This is a genomic window from Gracilibacillus pellucidus (assembly GCF_033949965.1).
Lineage (GTDB): Bacteria > Bacillota > Bacilli > Bacillales > Amphibacillaceae > Gracilibacillus > Gracilibacillus pellucidus.
Window position 1 is genome coordinate 475,114 of sequence record NZ_JAWZSR010000002.1, and the last position, 17,480, is coordinate 492,593.

The following is a 17,480-nucleotide window of genomic DNA, read 5'->3' on the forward strand; positions in this document are numbered from 1 at the left end:
AAAATGGATCTTCAGCTCGTACTTTCCCGCAGGAGTCTACGTGTTGTGTCTCCGCTATATGATGCGTTTTACTGTTTGTGAGTGGAAATACGATGATTCATTTCCGAAAGAAATGCGCTTAATAAAAGGACATAAAATCTAAGTATTCCTCTCTCATACAATAGAGAATTTAATCAAAGCGGAGTATTCTGACGTAGCGATGAGCTTTCCACTAGCTATCAATCAGAATGAGTGAGCACTTTTTATCGAGTATTCAACATGGAGCAACGTCCACTCTCGCTTTTAGGCTGCGTAAGTGGACATATAAAAACGGGGCTGCGTGTACGATCTGATATTTGATCGTACAGCAGTCCCGTTTCATTTGTTTTTATTTTACTTTCGGTTTGATGACGACATATCGATTTGGTTCTATTCCTTGTGAATCCGTTTCGATATCTTTTCTTTGTTGCAATGCCGTATGAATAATTTTTCTTTCATATGATGGCATTGGTTCGATCTTCACTTGCTTATTGGTTTTAGCAGCCCGATCCGCTAATCGTTTTGCTAACGAAACAAGTGTCGAATTTCTACGTTCACGATATCCTTCTGCATCAATAATAACCGTATAATATTGCTCAGAATATTGATGCATCGCTAGTTGTGCCAGATATTGAATCGCATTTAAGGTTTGTCCACGTTTGCCGATCAATAAAGCAATTTGCGGACCTGCTAAATCGATTGTTACTACATTTTTATCTACCGATACATGTGTTGTAACATCTATTTGAAACTCTGCAATGATTTGTTCAACATACCGCTTCGTTTGCTCTACAGCATCAACTGATGTGGATATCGATGTTTGTTCTTCAATATCAGACGATTTTGTCGCTGGTGATTCGACTTTTGATACTTTGACGATGGCAGGTTTAGAACCAAATAAACCTAATAAACCTTTTCGCCCCTCGTCAATAATATCCACCTCGGCTTGGTCCGCTGTGATGTTTAACTGCCTTAATGCTGATTGGACCGCTGCTTCAACAGTTTGACCAGTAGCAGTTATTTGTCTCACTATTTAGCTCCTCCTGCCTTTGCCTCATCTTTCTTCATCATTGGATTTTTCACTAATAACGTTTGGAACACCATGAACAGATTACCTACCACCCAATAAAGTGCTAATGCTGACGCGAAGAAGATCGCGAATACACCAATCATAACAGGCATAATATAAAGCATCATTTTCATTTGAGGCATCATTGGATTATTCGTATTTGCAGAAGCATTCCCGGCCATCATTAGTTTTTGCTGTAAAAATGTAAAACCAGCAGTTAACACTGGTAAAATATAATATGGATCAGGATCACCTAATGTAAACCATAAAAATTCATGACTTCTTAATTCTGCTGTTCTCATAATCGCATGATAAAACGCAATTAAAATCGGCATTTGTACCAAAATTGGTAAACACCCTGCTAATGGATTAACACCGTGTTTTTGGAATAATTCCATTGTTTCTTGTTGCAATTTTTGTTGTGTCTGTTGGTCTTTTGAGCTATATTTTTCACGAAGTTCTTGTAATTTAGGTTGGATTTCCTGCATACCTTTAGAACTTTTTATCTGTTTAATGTTTAAAGGTAATAACACTAAACGAATTAATAATGTTACAATGACAATCGAAAGACCATATCCAAACTCAGCATGAAATAATTCAGCCACATGTACGAGCAACCAAGATAATGGATAAACAAAAATACTATTCCAAAATCCTTCACTTTCAGAAGTGATATCTTGATCAATCTGTGTACAACCAGATAATAATACTAACACTCCAACTAAACTCAATAAAATGAGGAGTTTCTTACGCATCGTTTTCCTCCTTAATTCCTACACTATCACTTTTTTATCGTACATTATTTTACCATTATCAACTATTAATAAGCCAGCCATAACAGTAATAATTACTTTCGTTTCATTCGGTCTTGCTCTTCTAACAATTTTGTTTTATAGAGCAAGTGATTTACACTCTTCTTTATTTGATGAAAATCCATGCTTTTCACCGGTTGCCTTGCGATAATAATGATGTCATATTCCTGCTTGATCATAACATCTAATTCAAGAAACGCTTGTCTAATATAACGCTTAATTTGATTGCGTACTACAGCGTTCCCAATTTTCTTACTTACAGATAAACCAACTCGATAATGCTCTTGTTGATCCTTATGTAAATAATAAATAACAAGTTGTCGATTAGCAAAAGAAGCGCCCTTCTTGAATACCTTCTGAAAATCACTATTCTTTTTTATTCTCCATGCTTTCTTCATTACTAGTGCGCCTCCATTAAAGAAAAAACAATACTTTCTAGGTAAATAAAAGATGTGCCTTATATGGAAAAAAGACCACTGAGTGTATCAGTGGCCTATGCAGACAATACTTTTCTACCCTTCTTACGACGACGAGCAAGTACTTTACGTCCATTTTTTGTGCTCATACGCGCACGGAATCCATGAACTTTCTTACGTTTACGGTTATTTGGTTGAAATGTACGTTTCATTTATATGCACCTCCCTGAGGAATCTAATAATCATCGATTAGACAGTCTTACTCATTATACTTTTAAAGATAGTTACATGTCAATGGTTACTACCAAAAAACTTCAAATCTCCAATGAATAAGAGAAAAGATTCTTAACCTTTCCTGTACTATAACAAGATATCTTTCCCTCTGTTATAATACAGAAGTGTGTGGATAAATGCAATATATTTTATCGACTTTAAAAACATATTATCGACATATTATTAACAAAATAAGAACATGTGTAGAATATCTAGTCACATTTTGTCTAAATTGTGGATAAGTCGAGAGAAACCATTGCAATATTCCGCTTTATTTGATATTATATTTGTGTTTTAGTTTGTGAATAAAAAGTAAAGCATATACATTTATCCACAATGTGTGGATACAGTGTGGACAAAAATTCACACCTTGTATATTAGTTTATACACATATTTGTGGAAAACTTAATTTTTAGGTTTTCCGCTTTTTTGTCAGTCTATTTTTATCCACAAGTTATTATAGACCGTTATGAAAAAGAATACTATAAATGAGAGGGGGGTTTTGGTGGAAAATCTTGAAGATCTATGGCAGAGCACCTTGGAATTAATCAAAGAACGAGTAAGTAAACCAAGTTATGATACATGGTTGAAAAATACTTCTGTTAATGAGTTAAAGGAAGATACCGTTATTATTTCTGCTCCCAATGAATTTACTAGAGACTGGCTAGATTCTAAATACACAACGATTATTGCAGATGCATTATATGAAATAACAGGGGCAAAGCTAGCTGTGAAATTGGTTATTCCTGAAAACTCAAATGATCCATCAGAAGAAGTAAAACAAATAAAGAAAAAGAGTACTGTACCAACACAAAATAGTGAAGCCTCACCAAGATCCATGTTGAATGATAAATATACATTTGAAACATTTGTTATTGGATCTGGAAACAGATTTGCTCACGCTGCATCACTCGCAGTTGCAGAAGCTCCAGCAAAGGCCTATAATCCTTTATTTATCTATGGTGGTGTTGGGCTCGGTAAAACACACTTGATGCACGCAATCGGTCATTATGTACTAGATCATAATCCATCTGCTAAGGTAGTCTATCTATCATCAGAAAAATTCACAAACGAATTTATTAACTCTATTCGTGATAACAAAGCCGTGAATTTCCGTAATAAATATCGAAATGTCGATGTCCTTTTAATTGATGATATTCAGTTCCTTGCCGGAAAAGAACAAACACAAGAGGAATTTTTCCATACTTTTAATACATTACATGAAGAGAATAAACAAATTATTATCTCTAGTGACCGTCCGCCAAAAGAAATTCCAACATTAGAGGATCGTCTGCGTTCGCGCTTTGAATGGGGACTTATTACAGATATTACTCCACCTGATTTAGAAACAAGAATTGCTATTTTACGCAAAAAAGCAAAAGCAGAAGGACTAGACATCCCTAATGAAGTAATGCTTTATATTGCGAATCAAATTGATACAAATATTCGAGAATTAGAAGGTGCGTTAATTCGAGTTGTTGCTTATTCATCTTTAATCAATCAAGATGTAGATGCATCCCTCGCAGCTGAGGCATTAAAAGATATCATTCCATCTTCTAGACCAAAAGTAATTACGATTCAACATATTCAAGAAGAGGTTGGAAAAAGATATAACGTAAAATTAGAAGAATTCTCTGCAAAAAAACGGACAAAGTCGATTGCTTTTCCTAGACAAATCGCTATGTACTTATCGAGAGAACTAACCGATTTTTCTTTACCTAAAATAGGAGAAGAATTTGGCGGAAGAGATCATACAACCGTTATTCACGCACACGAAAAAATATCAAAATTAATGGGTACAGATCAGTTATTAAGTAAAGAAATAGAGGATATCAAAGAACAATTAAAATCAATGTAGTCCATTCTCTATTTGATGCTTGTGATTTTTGTGGATAAACAGAACAAGCCTACAAACAAGTTGTCCACATCTGGATAACTTTAATCAAACCGTAAAACTTAAGTTATCCACATAATCACAGCCCCTATTACTATTATTACGATCTTTTATTAATAATAAATAAATATATTCCTCAAGGAGGATAATCATGAAAGTTGTCATAAATAGAAATAAATTAATAGAAAGTATTCAACATGTAACAAAAGCTATTTCATCGAAAACAACCATTCCTATTTTAGCTGGATTAAAAATACGAGCTACTTACAATGGACTGACTTTAACAGGTAGTGATTCTGATATAACAATTGAATCTTTTATTCCTGTTGAAGAAGAAGGTATTCAATTTATTGATGAAATTGAACAAGGAGAAATTATTGTTCATGCTAGATATTTCCCAGACATTATCAAAAAATTACCTTCTGAAACGGTTGAAATAGAAGTTGATGAACAATTACAAATTACGATTCAATCTGGACATGCAGAATTCCACTTGAATGGACAAGATGCAGAAGAATATCCACAAGTAGCACAAATTCAAACAGAAACAAACTTTGAACTACCGATTAATCTATTGAAAAATATGATTAAACAAACCGTTTTTGCTGTTTCTACTTCTGAAACACGCCCGATTTTAACAGGGGTTAATCTTACTGTGGAAAATGAGCAAATTCATTTTGTTGCAACAGATAGTCACCGTCTAGCAGCAAGTAATTTGCCTTTGGAAAACATCATTGATGAATTCCCATTTGATCAAGTTGTTATTCCAGGTAAAAGTTTAAATGAGCTAAGTAAAATTCTTGATGATACAGATGATAAAATACAAATCTCTATTAGCGAGAATCAAATCGCTTTTCAAACAAATCATTTATACTTTTTATCCCGCTTATTAGACGGAAAATATCCAGAAACATCTCGATTAATTCCAGACGAGAGTAAAACAGTGATCCATGCAGACACTAAAACATTACTACAAGCAGTTGATCGTGCATCATTGTTAGCAAAAGATAACCATAACAATGTCATTCGCCTACAAACGAAAGATCAACAAATCGTAGAACTTTCTAGTAATTCACCAGAGATTGGGAAAGTAGAAGAGGAAATAACGGTTGCAAAAATGGATGGGGAAGAGTTAAAAATCTCCTTTAGCTCGAAATATATGATTGATGCATTAAAAATCATGGAAACGGACCAAGTGAAAATTGAATTCACTGGAGCTATGCGACCGTTTATTATCAAACCATTAGAGCACGATCAAATACTCCAATTGATTTTACCAGTAAGAACATTTTAATTCTAAATAAACGGCAATTAAACACACGTATTCACTATTTTTTGAGTACGTGTGTTTTTCATTGATGAATGTAGGACCGTTCCTTATGTTAAAAAATCTAAGACACCCTTTTTCCACAAACTTAAAAATAATTATGTTGGTTTGCTTTTATATTTAACAAATGTTTAGTAAAATAGATAGAAGGGCTATACTAGTAACCAATATCTTTCATAAAGTAAGACTTCAATCAATTTGAGTCGATAACTCCACTGATTGTTGGCGAAAATGATCAGGAAGTTAGTGTTCGTTTATCCCCACTTAACTTCCTTGTTACTCTTCAAACGATAAAGTGGGGATTTTACGGACAATTGCACCGTGAAAAAAGTTAAAGTAGGTGAAATGATGGAAGAACAAATTGAAATTTCAACAGATTATATTCCTTTGGGCCAGTTTTTAAAATTAGCTAATATACTTGAATCTGGTGGAATGATTAAAGTATTTTTACAAGAAAATGGTGTCTATGTAAATGACGAATTAGAGACACGACGTGGTAAAAAACTTTACCCTGGGGATACAGTCTTTGTCGAAGATGTTGGTACGTTCGTGGTGACGAAAAAAGAGTCATAAAATCAATGATCAGCTTAGTATACGTTGATGAAAAGGTTAATGTCGGAAGGAAATTCGCATGTATATAAAACAATTGAGTTTAACTAATTATCGGAACTACGAGCAATTATCTGTTCAGTTCGATGATAAAATAAATGTAATTATTGGTGAAAATGCTCAGGGAAAAACCAACTTGATGGAAGCCATTTATGTATTAGGATTTTCTAAGTCACATCGAACAACAAAAGATAAAGAATTAATTAAATGGGATGAAAACTATGCTAAAATAGAAGGTAGTGTATTAAAAAGAAAGCAGCAATTCCCGTTAGAAATCCAATTTAATAATAAAGGTAAAAAGGCCAAGTTAAATCACTTAGAACAGAAGCGTCTTAGTGATTATATTGGTGCCTTAAACATTGTTATGTTTGCCCCTGAAGATTTAAATTTGGTGAAAGGAAGCCCACAAGTTAGAAGACGTTTTATTGATATGGAAATAGGGCAAATTCAACCAATTTATATATATCATCTTGGCCAGTATGTCAAAATTTTAAAACAACGTAACCATCTGTTAAAACAACTTCAAAAGCGCAAATCCAGTGATCTAACTATGCTACGCGTCTTGACAGAACAATTAATTGAGCATGCAGCCATTATATTAGAGAAACGTTTTGTATTTATGAAACGTCTGCGCTCTTGGGCATATGAAATCCACCAGGGGATTAGTAGGGGAATCGAACGATTAGATTTACAATATGCTCCCACAGTTGATGTATCGGAAGAAGACAATCAGGAAAAAATAGTAACAGTTCTTACAGAATCATTTGAACGCACGGAAACAAAAGAAGTAGAGCGTGGTACTACTCTACTTGGCCCGCATCGAGATGATCTTGTTTTTTATGTTAATAACAAAAATGTGCAAACCTTTGGTTCACAAGGGCAACAAAGAACAACAGCATTGTCTTTGAAACTGGCAGAAATAGAGTTGATTTATGAAGAAATCCATGATTACCCTATTTTGTTATTAGATGATGTTTTAAGTGAATTAGATGATTATAGACAATCCCATTTATTAGATACAATTGAAGGTAAAGTACAAACCTTTGTTTCGACGACAAGTGTTGATGGTATTCATCATCAAACATTGGAAAAAGCAGAGATTTTTAGAATTGATAACGGAAAAATAATCGAGTAAAAGTAGGGATATTATGTTTATTCACATTGGAGATGAACATGTCATTCAGTCAGAAGATGTGATAGGAATTATTGATTATAGCTTAGTAAACTCTTCTACCATTAACGATGAAATGTTAGGGGAATTAAAACGAAAAAAGCAGATAATTGTATCAGATGAAGAGCTAGTGAAGGCTGTAGTTATTACTACTAACAAAGTATATTACAGTCCTTTATCTGTTTTAACGTTAAAAAAACGAGCGAGTATGATTTCTACAATTAGCAGATTAGAGGATTATGCGGAAAATAGTGATGACTAGTGTCACGATACGCTAGTTAATATCTTTACTTATAGAGATTACAATTGAGAGAGAATGTAGGTGATTGAATTGACAATGGAAGAAAATAGGCCACTAGAACAGTCCTATGATGCTGATCAAATTCAAGTTTTAGAAGGACTAGAAGCTGTACGAAAACGACCTGGTATGTATATTGGCTCAACAAATGAAAGAGGTCTTCATCACTTAGTGTGGGAGATTGTTGACAACAGTATTGACGAGGCTTTGGCTGGTTACTGTGATCATATTGAAATATTTATTGAAAAAGATAATAGTATTACAGTTGTCGATAACGGTCGGGGGATTCCGACGAGTATTCATGAGAAAACAGGTCGTCCAACAGTCGAAACAATTATGACTGTTTTACACGCTGGTGGTAAATTCGGCGGCGGGGGATATAAAGTTTCTGGTGGACTGCACGGTGTAGGTGCTTCTGTTGTAAACGCCTTGTCAACGGAGTTAGATGTATATGTTCATCGCGATGGGAAAGTTTATTATATTCGCTTTAACCAAGGGAAGACAGTTCAAGAATTAGAAGTCGTTGGTGAAACAGATATCACTGGAACACGGACACACTTTCAACCAGATCCAGAAATCTTCACAGAAACGACTGTATATAACTACGATATATTAGCAACTAGATTACGTGAATTAGCATACTTAAATAAAGGCTTGCGTATCTCCATCCAAGATAAGCGCGAAGAACGTGAAGTAGATACCTTTTACTATGAAGGTGGAATTGGCTCATATGTAGAACATTTAAATCGTTCTAAAGAGGTACTACACGAACCCTTCTATGCTGAAAAAGAAGAAGATAACATTCAAGTAGAAGTTGCTCTGCAATATAACGATGGATTTGCAAGCAATATCTATTCTTTTGCTAATAATATTAGTACGCATGAAGGTGGTACACACGAATCAGGATTTAAGACTGGTTTAACACGTGTTATTAATGATTATGCAAGAAAGAATAATTTATTCAAAGAGAATGATCCGAATTTAACAGGTGATGATGTACGTGAAGGCTTAACGGCCATTATTTCTGTTAAACATCCAGATCCGCAATTTGAAGGCCAAACAAAGACAAAGCTTGGAAATAGTGAGGCTCGTACTATTACAGACTCTGCTTTTAGTGAGCTATTTTCCAAATTTTTATTCGAAAATCCTAATACAGCAAGGATTATTGTGGAAAAAGGTTTGATGGCTTCACGAGCTAGACTTGCAGCGAAAAAAGCCCGTGAATTAACAAGACGTAAAGGGGCATTGGAAGTATCCCATTTACCAGGTAAATTAGCTGATTGTTCATCACGTGATGCAACAATTAGTGAGCTTTATATCGTAGAGGGTGACTCTGCCGGTGGTTCAGCGAAACAAGGTCGTGATCGTCACTTCCAAGCGATCTTGCCACTAAGAGGTAAAATTTTAAATGTAGAGAAAGCAAGATTAGATAAAATTTTATCAAATAATGAAATTCGTTCCATTATCACTGCTTTAGGTACAGGAATTGGAGAAGAATTTGATATCTCTAAGGCACGCTATCAGAAAATTGTCATTATGACAGATGCAGATGTTGATGGTGCACATATTCGAACTTTATTATTAACGTTCTTCTTCCGTTTTATGAAGCCGTTAATTGATCATGGATATGTTTATATTGCGCAGCCACCTTTGTATCAAATAAAACAAGGTAAAGCCATTCATTATACGTATTCAGATAAAGAATTAGATGCATTATTAAGCGAATTACCAAAACAACCGAAGCCAGGTTTGCAACGCTACAAAGGTTTAGGGGAAATGAATGCGACACAGCTGTGGGAAACAACAATGGACCCTGCCGGCCGTACATTGTTACAAGTTAGTTTGGAAGATGCGATGGAAGCTGACCAAATTTTTGATATGTTGATGGGCGATAAAGTAGAGCCACGTCGTAACTTTATACAAGATAATGCGGTATATGTGAAGAATTTGGACATCTAAACAACTTGTTTTACTAGTTTGTTTAGATTGTTCAGATTTTCTTGCAGTGAAATAGGAGGTAATCAAATATGGTGGATCATAATCGTCCACAAGTTCAAGAAATTAATATCGGGCAAGAAATGCGTACATCTTTCTTAGATTATGCGATGAGTGTAATTGTATCCCGTGCATTACCAGATGTCAGGGACGGAATGAAACCTGTTCACCGTCGAATATTGTATGCATTAAATGATCAAGGTATGCATGCAGATAAAGCATATAAGAAATCTGCGCGTATTGTTGGGGATGTAATCGGTAAGTATCACCCACATGGTGACTCGGCTGTTTATGATGCAATGGTAAGGATGGCACAAGATTTTAGCTATCGTTATATGTTAGTAGATGGCCACGGAAACTTTGGTTCTGTTGATGGGGACCCACCAGCAGCGATGCGTTATACAGAAGCAAGAATGTCGAAGATCTCAATGGAAATGTTAAGAGATATTAACAAAGATACAATTGATTATACGGATAACTATGATGGATCAGAGCGCGAGCCTATCGTATTACCTGCTAGATTTCCTAACCTTTTAGTTAACGGGGCTTCTGGTATTGCAGTAGGGATGGCAACAAATATTCCACCCCACCATTTGGGCGAGACGATTGATGCGATTTTAGCTATTAGTGAGAATCCGGAAATTTCTATTTCTGAGCTAATGGAAGAATATATTCCTGGACCTGATTTTCCAACTGCGGGGCAAATTCTTGGTCGAAGTGGAATTAGACGAGCATATGAAACAGGTAAAGGATCGATTACTGTTCGTGCTAAAACAGAGATTGAGGAACAGGCGAATGGTAAAGCAAGAATTCTTGTATCTGAACTTCCTTATCAAGTAAATAAAGCGAAATTGATCGAGAAAATTGCTGAATTAGCGCGTGATAAACGTATTGAGGGTATTACTGATTTACGTGATGAATCAGACCGTAATGGTATGCGTATGGTAATTGAACTACGTCGTGATGCTAATCCAAATGTTGTGTTAAATAATTTGTACAAACAAACATCCTTACAAACATCGTTCGGTATCAACATGTTAGCGTTAGTAGATGGCCAACCAAAAGTTCTGACATTAAAGCAATGTTTGGAATATTATTTAGAGCACCAAAAGGAAATCATTATAAGAAGAACACAGTATGATTTAAATAAAGCAGAAGCTCGTGCCCATATTTTAGAAGGTTTACGGATTGCTTTAGATCATATCGATGCTATTATTGCGTTAATTCGTCAATCTCAAACGACAGAGATAGCACGTACTGGCTTAATGGAGCAGTTTAACTTATCTGAAAAACAAGCACAAGCTATTTTAGATATGAGATTGCAACGTTTAACTGGTTTAGAGCGTGAAAAAATTGAAGATGAATATAATGAAATAATGGCCCTTATTCACGAATTGAAAGAAATTTTGGCAAGTGAACCAAAAATTCTTGAAATTATTCGTGAAGAGTTATTAGAGATTAAAGAGAAATATAGTGATGATAGAAGGACAGAAATTGTTACTGGTGGCATTGATCTAATTGAAGATGAAGATTTAATTCCAGAAGAGAATATCGTTATTACGTTAACACATAAAGGTTATATTAAACGTCTTCCAGCTTCTACTTATCGAGCACAAAGACGTGGTGGCCGTGGTATTCAAGGAATGGGAACAAATGAAGATGACTTTGTAGAACATTTAGTATCTTGCTCGACTCATGATACGGTACTATTTTTCTCTAACAAAGGTAAAGTCTATCGTTCCAAAGGATATGAAGTACCAGAATTTAACCGAACAGCCAAAGGGATTCCGATTATTAACTTGTTAGAAATAGAGCAAGGTGAATGGATTAATGCGGTTATTTCCGTTAATGAATTCCACGAAGATTGGTACTTATTCTTTACGACAAAACACGGTATTTCAAAACGAACATCTCTTAAACAATTTGCGAATATCCGTAAAGGTGGTTTAATTGCACTTAATTTACGTGAAGAAGATGAATTAATCTCTGTCCGCTTAACAGATGGTGAAAAAGATATTTTAATTGGTACACAAAATGGTTATGTCATTCGTTTTGAAGAAGACCAAATTCGTCCAATGGGAAGAACTGCAGCAGGTGTGAAGGGTATTTCCTTACGTGAAGATGACGAGGTTGTCTCGATGGAAATTTTAGAAGAGGACCAGTTCGTCTTGAACGTAACAGAAAATGGCTATGGAAAACGAACGCCAGTAGAAGAGTATCGTCGTACAAATCGTGGTGGTAAAGGTATATTTACTGCGAATGTAACAGATAAGACAGGGAAAGTTGTTGCTGTGAAGAATGTTACAGGGGAAGAGGATATTATGATTATGACGGTATCTGGTGTATTAATTCGTATGCAAGTCGAAGGAATTTCAACGACAGGTCGAAATACACAAGGTGTTCGATTAATTCGAGTACAAGATGATGAAAGAGTAGCAACTGTTGCGAAAGTAGATCCAGAAGAAATAGAAGAAGAGTATGAAGAAGAGATAGAAACTGAGTAAAGGGTGTGATCTGGTTGAGGGTACATCCAGAGCAACTAGTACCAGGATGTATAATTACTGAGCAGGTATTAGGTAGAACAAGACATCCGATTATTGATGAGAATACTGTCATTAATGAGAAACACATCCATGTATTAAAACATTTCCAAATTCCTGCTGTTGAAGTGTCCAATAAGTTAGTGTCAGGTAGTCCGTTCATTCCACAACATGTGAATGAACAACCAATCGATACAAAGCCTCAAAATCAAAGGAAGCATACTACTTCCTTTGAAGCCTTGTATCTTGATGCAGTTGCAAGCTATAAAAAGATGTTTACTAAATGGCAAGGTGGTAGTCCTGTTGATATTTATCAAATTAGAAAGATTATGACACCACTGCTTGAGCACTTAAAAAATATTAGTTTGGATTTATTTTTATTACATAAGTTTTCTTCCAAACGCGACTACTTCTATCACCATGGGATAGCTATTTCTCTATTATCAGCACATTTGGCTAAAAAGATAGGATATGAGAAAGATTGGATGCAAGTAGGTATTGCAGCCATTTTAGCTGATTGTGGGATGGCTAGAGTAAGCGAAAATTGGTTAGTGAAAGAAACAAAACTAACGGTAGAGGAATATAATGAGATTAAAAAACATCCGACATTATCGTATCGGATGATAGAAGATATCCCTTCTGTCACAAAAGAGATGAAATTAGCTGTTTTACAGCATCATGAACGAATAGATGGTAGTGGATATCCATTAGGAACACAAGATGAAAAGATTCACCCCTTCGCAAAGATTATTGCTGTGAGTGATACGTATCATGCAATGACATCTGAGCGGATATATCGCACAAGGCAATCCCCATTTAAAGTCATGGAAGAGATGCTACGTGTAAAGTATCAAAAATATGATTATTCCATTTTGCAAAAATTCATAGATACGCTCATGTACTATACAATAGGTACACGTGTATTACTTTCAAATGGTAAAGAGGCATATATTATATTTGTTGATCAAAATGCACCTACAAGACCAACAGTGCGACTGATGGACAATGATGAAATTGTTAATTTAGATGAGAAAAGATCTATTTTTATTGAAAATATTATCAACAACTAAAACAGGAGATATGGCATCTTCTGTTTTTTTGTGTATAAAAGTTATCTGGTCTGAGTGTTAGAATTAATCCTTTTATAATGTAATCACTTACATTGTTGATTTGTTCATAAATGCTGTTAGAACACGTTAAATAGCGAAAAAAAAGGGTTGAAAAAGGTTGTGACATATCGTATTGTAAATAACAATAGTTAAGAGTTACCCTATCAATAATAGATGGTATAACTGTGTTTAAGTGATGGATTTTAGCGTAATTCCCCACTTATTTACATCCTTTTTTATTTATCATGTATTATTCCCTATAAAAAATCAAAAGTTTCAAGGAGGTTCACTAATGAGAACGGATAAATTTAGTAAAGAAGGTTTAACGTTTGATGATGTGTTGTTACTACCAGCGGAATCTAATGTATTACCTCGTGAAGTATCAGTACAGACAAAGCTATCAGAAAATATTACACTTAACATTCCTTTTTTAAGTGCAGGGATGGATACTGTGACAGAGGCGAAGTTGGCAATTTCTATTGCTAGACAAGGTGGAATTGGTATTATTCATAAAAATATGCCAATTGAAGAACAAGCAGAGCATGTAGATCGTGTAAAACGTTCTGAGAGCGGTGTAATTACGGATCCATTCTTCTTAATGCCAGACAATCAAGTATATGATGCAGAGCATTTAATGGGCAAATTCCGAATCTCAGGTGTACCAATTGTAAACAATGAAAAAGAACAAAAATTAGTCGGTATTTTAACAAATCGTGATTTGCGTTTTATTGAGGACTATTCGATTAAAATTGCAGACGTGATGACAAGTGAGAATTTAGTAACAGCACCGGTTGGGACTACGCTAGAAGAAGCAGGAAAAATTCTCCAACAGCATCGAATTGAAAAATTACCACTTGTTGATGAAAACAATGTATTAAAAGGTCTTATTACGATCAAAGATATTGAAAAAGTAATTGAATTCCCTGACTCTGCTAAGGACAAGCAAGGTCGTTTATTAGTAGGTGCTGCTGTAGGTATTACAGCTGATTCTATGACACGTATTGATAAATTAGTAGAGGCTGGTGTTGATGTCTTAGTGATTGATACAGCACATGGTCATTCACAAGGTGTAGTAGAGCAAGTAAAACGAGTGCGAGCGGCTTATCCTCATATAGATATTATTGCTGGTAATGTTGCAACTGCTGAAGCAACTAGATCATTGATTGAAGCTGGTGCAAATATTATTAAAGTAGGTATCGGACCTGGGTCTATTTGTACGACACGTGTTGTAGCTGGTGTAGGTGTGCCACAAATTACTGCCGTAAATGATTGTGCAACAGAAGCGGAAAAATACAATATTCCAGTTATAGCAGATGGTGGTATTAAATATTCAGGGGACATTGCTAAAGCAATCGCTGCTGGAGCACATGCTGTTATGTTAGGAAGTTTATTTGCTGGTGTAACAGAAAGTCCTGGAGAAACAGAAATTTTCCAGGGTAGAAGATATAAAGTATATCGTGGAATGGGATCTGTTACAGCGATGCAAGCAGGGTCTAATGATCGTTATTTCCAAGATTCACAGGATGCGAAAAAATTAGTTCCTGAAGGAATCGAAGGGCGTGTAGCTTACAAAGGACCTTTAGCAGATACGGTTCATCAATTACTCGGTGGCCTACGCTCAGGAATGGGTTACTGTGGTACAGCTACTATTGATGGGTTACGTAATGACGCACAATTTATTCGCATGACTGGTGCTGGATTACGTGAAAGTCATCCACACGATGTACAAATTACAAAAGAAGCACCTAACTACTCTTTATCTTAAGCTAACTACAAAATACCGTAAGAACGGGGCTACCTGCATAATCAAGTGTAAGTAGCCTCATTTTAATACGTCCACTATCACTGTCTAAAAACGAAAGTCTCCTGTGGGCTAGACTCTCTTCCATTCTATTGATGATGACTGCTAGCATGAGCTCCGACAAAACACTACGCTTTCCGCGGGTACGGCTTCAGCTAATTTTTATGAAGAAGATCACTTCATAAAAATGGATCTTCAGCTCGTACTATTCCCGCAGGAGTCTTCGTGTTTTGTCTCCGCTGTATGATGCGTTCTACTGTTCGCGAGTGGAAACATGTTAAAATCATTTCCCGAGTAGAAACATATGTGGCACGGATATCTCTACCTTTAGCACATGCGATTATCGTGTTCTATGGACATAGAACCTTCGTTGTTCTCTCTCAAACATCAGAGAGCATAAATCTAGCGAAGGCAGAATACGGAGACTCCTACAGGAATAGCATGAGCTGAAAATCCACTTTTTCAACCGTTCTTGTTGAAAAAGTTAGTTGAAGCCATGCCTGTGGAAAGCGGAGCATTCTGACGTAGCGCTAGTTATCCACTAACCAACAATCAGAATGAGTGAGCACTTTTCATCGAGTATTCAACATGGAGCAACGTCCACTTTCGTTTTTAGACTGCGTAAATGAGTGGATATTCTTTATTTATATTACGTAAATTTGTACTAGCTACATAGCGTTATTTCCTATTTGAGATAGTTGTGATAAAATGATCTCATGCAAAAAAATAGTCGGAGGTAGAGATGGTGAAAGCAGTAATGAAGAAAATGAGTTTGATTGTAGTGATAGCATTATTAATGATCACTACCCTTTCGATTAATAATGTAACGGTCGAAGGAGCGAGCGTTGATACAGAAGCAGAATCTGCTATTGTAATTGATGCTAATACAGGAAAGGTATTATTTGAGAAACAATCAGATTTAAAATTACCACCAGCTAGTATGACCAAAATGATGACAGAGTATTTAGTTTTAGAAGCCATTGATCAAGGTCATATCAGTTGGGATACAACTATTCAAATAGATGATTATCCTTACTGGTTATCATCCAACAATAGCTTTTCAGGTATTGGATTAATCCAAGATAAGGATTACACAGTTCGTGAGTTGTATGAGGGAATGGCGATTATCTCTGATAATGCGACAACAGTTGCTCTAGCGGAGTTAGTGGCAGGTACAGAAGGCGAATTCGTGCAAATGATGAATGATAAAGCAGAGGAAATGGGCTTACCTGAATATAAATTCGTCAATTCGACAGGATTAGAGAATGCAGACTTAGGGGAATATCACCCTGAAGGAACGGAGCCAGATGCGGATAACTTATTATCAGCTCGTTCAGCAGCATTGTTAGCTTATCATTTAGTTAATGATTATCCAGAAGCATTAGATTACTCTAGCACGATGTTATCTGAATTAGATGATAGACCGTTAGAGAACTTAAACTGGATGTTGCCATGGGATAATGATAACTTCAGACAATTTGCTTATGATGGTGTTGATGGATTAAAAACGGGTCATACGAAAGCAGCAGGCTATTGTTTTACAGGAACAGCGCAGCAGGGCGATCGTCGTATTATCACTGTTGTAATGAAAACAGACTCAGAATCGAAACGTTTTATAGAAACGAAAAAGCTAATGAACTTTGGTTTCAATCAATTTGAAAGTGCAGAATTATTCCCTGCAAACTATCAATTAGAAGATGAATCAGAATTACAAGTTTCTAAAGGAAAAGAGAAAACAGTAGGTGTAGAAACAGCTGAACCATTCGCGACAATGGTGAAAAATGGTGAAGAAGATTTATACAGTGTTCGTTATGAGATTGATCAAGACAAGCTAACAGATGATGGCACATTGGAAGCACCAATTGAAGCTGGTGAAAAAGTAGGACAAGCTATTTTAGTATATGACGGAGACGAAGACTTCGGTTATATTGATGGAGAAGATGGCCAACGAGTTGACTTAGTTACAACAACTGCGGTAGAGAAAGCTAACTGGTTCATGCTATCTCTAGGAGCAATTGGTGATTTCTTCTCAAACATATTTTCAACAGTAGTTGACTTCTTTAAAGGATTATTTAGTTAATTAATTCCGATTATACTAGTTGGCATTTACAAAAGGTTTATTATATAATGTAAGGAACGTTAACAGTT

The 17,480-nt window shown here is 35.6% G+C and carries 14 protein-coding genes; 10 read left to right on the plus strand and 4 right to left on the minus strand.

Annotated elements, in window-relative coordinates:
• Nucleotides 1–367: 367 nt before the first annotated feature.
• The 4 genes from jag to rpmH all read right to left on the minus strand — a co-directional run bounded on the left by jag (nucleotide 368) and on the right by rpmH (nucleotide 2,527).
• Nucleotides 368–1,048: an RNA-binding cell elongation regulator Jag/EloR gene (gene jag, locus SH601_RS05620; protein ID WP_319957282.1), complete on the minus strand. Its 681-nt coding sequence runs from the start codon at nucleotides 1,046–1,048 to the stop codon at nucleotides 368–370.
• Nucleotides 1,048–1,842 (minus strand): YidC family membrane integrase SpoIIIJ, encoded by a 795-nt coding sequence (gene spoIIIJ, locus SH601_RS05625; protein ID WP_319957283.1) that lies wholly within the window; start codon nucleotides 1,840–1,842, stop codon nucleotides 1,048–1,050. The genes jag and spoIIIJ overlap by 1 nt, the downstream gene beginning before the upstream one ends.
• A 92-nt stretch (nucleotides 1,843–1,934) precedes the next feature.
• The gene (rnpA, locus tag SH601_RS05630) at nucleotides 1,935–2,297 is read right to left on the minus strand and encodes a ribonuclease P protein component (RefSeq protein WP_319957284.1); all 363 of its coding nucleotides are present in this window, start codon (nucleotides 2,295–2,297) and stop codon (nucleotides 1,935–1,937) included.
• Nucleotides 2,298–2,392: 95 nt separating this feature from the next.
• Nucleotides 2,393–2,527: a 50S ribosomal protein L34 gene (gene rpmH / locus SH601_RS05635; RefSeq protein ID WP_018933824.1), complete on the minus strand. Its 135-nt coding sequence runs from the start codon at nucleotides 2,525–2,527 to the stop codon at nucleotides 2,393–2,395.
• Between the two features lie 566 nt (nucleotides 2,528–3,093).
• Here rpmH and dnaA point away from each other — a divergent pair.
• From dnaA to SH601_RS05685, 10 genes are all read left to right on the plus strand, one after another.
• Complete coding sequence (dnaA, locus tag SH601_RS05640; RefSeq protein ID WP_319957285.1) at nucleotides 3,094–4,446, plus strand: chromosomal replication initiator protein DnaA; 1,353 nt, start codon at nucleotides 3,094–3,096, stop codon at nucleotides 4,444–4,446.
• 187 nt (nucleotides 4,447–4,633) lie between these two features.
• A complete protein-coding gene (dnaN, locus tag SH601_RS05645) occupies nucleotides 4,634–5,776 on the plus strand; it encodes a DNA polymerase III subunit beta (protein WP_319957286.1) in 1,143 nt (380 codons plus the stop codon).
• A 381-nt stretch (nucleotides 5,777–6,157) separates the two neighbouring features.
• Nucleotides 6,158–6,382, plus strand: coding sequence for a S4 domain-containing protein YaaA (gene yaaA / locus SH601_RS05650; RefSeq protein WP_319957323.1), 225 nt, complete (start codon nucleotides 6,158–6,160; stop codon nucleotides 6,380–6,382).
• 58 nt (nucleotides 6,383–6,440) lie between these two features.
• Nucleotides 6,441–7,553 (plus strand): DNA replication/repair protein RecF, encoded by a 1,113-nt coding sequence (gene recF, locus SH601_RS05655; RefSeq protein WP_319957287.1) that lies wholly within the window; start codon nucleotides 6,441–6,443, stop codon nucleotides 7,551–7,553.
• A gap of 13 nt (nucleotides 7,554–7,566) precedes the next feature.
• Nucleotides 7,567–7,851 carry an extracellular matrix regulator RemB gene (remB, locus tag SH601_RS05660; protein ID WP_319957288.1) on the plus strand — a complete coding sequence of 95 codons (285 nt, stop codon included), beginning with the start codon at nucleotides 7,567–7,569 and terminating at the stop codon, nucleotides 7,849–7,851.
• 75 nt (nucleotides 7,852–7,926) lie between these two features.
• Entirely contained in the window at nucleotides 7,927–9,846 is a 1,920-nt protein-coding gene (gyrB, locus tag SH601_RS05665) for a DNA topoisomerase (ATP-hydrolyzing) subunit B (RefSeq protein WP_319957324.1), read from the plus strand.
• A gap of 68 nt (nucleotides 9,847–9,914) precedes the next feature.
• Nucleotides 9,915–12,386, plus strand: a complete 2,472-nt coding sequence (gene gyrA / locus SH601_RS05670) for a DNA gyrase subunit A (protein WP_319957289.1) — start codon at nucleotides 9,915–9,917, stop codon at nucleotides 12,384–12,386.
• A gap of 14 nt (nucleotides 12,387–12,400) precedes the next feature.
• Complete coding sequence (locus tag SH601_RS05675) at nucleotides 12,401–13,492, plus strand: HD-GYP domain-containing protein (protein WP_413775095.1); 1,092 nt, start codon at nucleotides 12,401–12,403, stop codon at nucleotides 13,490–13,492.
• A gap of 331 nt (nucleotides 13,493–13,823) precedes the next feature.
• Nucleotides 13,824–15,296 (plus strand): IMP dehydrogenase, encoded by a 1,473-nt coding sequence (gene guaB, locus SH601_RS05680; protein ID WP_319957291.1) that lies wholly within the window; start codon nucleotides 13,824–13,826, stop codon nucleotides 15,294–15,296.
• 781 nt (nucleotides 15,297–16,077) lie between these two features.
• On the plus strand, nucleotides 16,078–17,412 hold the full coding sequence (locus tag SH601_RS05685; protein ID WP_319957325.1) for a D-alanyl-D-alanine carboxypeptidase family protein: 1,335 nt from the start codon (nucleotides 16,078–16,080) through the stop codon (nucleotides 17,410–17,412).
• Nucleotides 17,413–17,480: the final 68 nt, after the last annotated feature.

What these genes read in the sequence shown, in the direction of transcription:
- spoIIIJ (WP_319957283.1), bottom strand. Translation starts at nt 1,842, where the DNA reads ATGCGTAAGAAACTCCTCATTTTATTGAGTTTAGTTGGAGTGTTAGTA.
- rnpA (WP_319957284.1), bottom strand. Translation starts at nt 2,297, where the DNA reads ATGAAGAAAGCATGGAGAATAAAAAAGAATAGTGATTTTCAGAAGGTA.
- rpmH (WP_018933824.1), bottom strand. Translation starts at nt 2,527, where the DNA reads ATGAAACGTACATTTCAACCAAATAACCGTAAACGTAAGAAAGTTCAT.
- dnaN (WP_319957286.1), top strand. Translation starts at nt 4,634, where the DNA reads ATGAAAGTTGTCATAAATAGAAATAAATTAATAGAAAGTATTCAACAT.
- yaaA (WP_319957323.1), top strand. Translation starts at nt 6,158, where the DNA reads ATGGAAGAACAAATTGAAATTTCAACAGATTATATTCCTTTGGGCCAG.
- recF (WP_319957287.1), top strand. Translation starts at nt 6,441, where the DNA reads ATGTATATAAAACAATTGAGTTTAACTAATTATCGGAACTACGAGCAA.
- remB (WP_319957288.1), top strand. Translation starts at nt 7,567, where the DNA reads ATGTTTATTCACATTGGAGATGAACATGTCATTCAGTCAGAAGATGTG.
- gyrB (WP_319957324.1), top strand. Translation starts at nt 7,927, where the DNA reads ATGGAAGAAAATAGGCCACTAGAACAGTCCTATGATGCTGATCAAATT.
- gyrA (WP_319957289.1), top strand. Translation starts at nt 9,915, where the DNA reads ATGGTGGATCATAATCGTCCACAAGTTCAAGAAATTAATATCGGGCAA.
- guaB (WP_319957291.1), top strand. Translation starts at nt 13,824, where the DNA reads ATGAGAACGGATAAATTTAGTAAAGAAGGTTTAACGTTTGATGATGTG.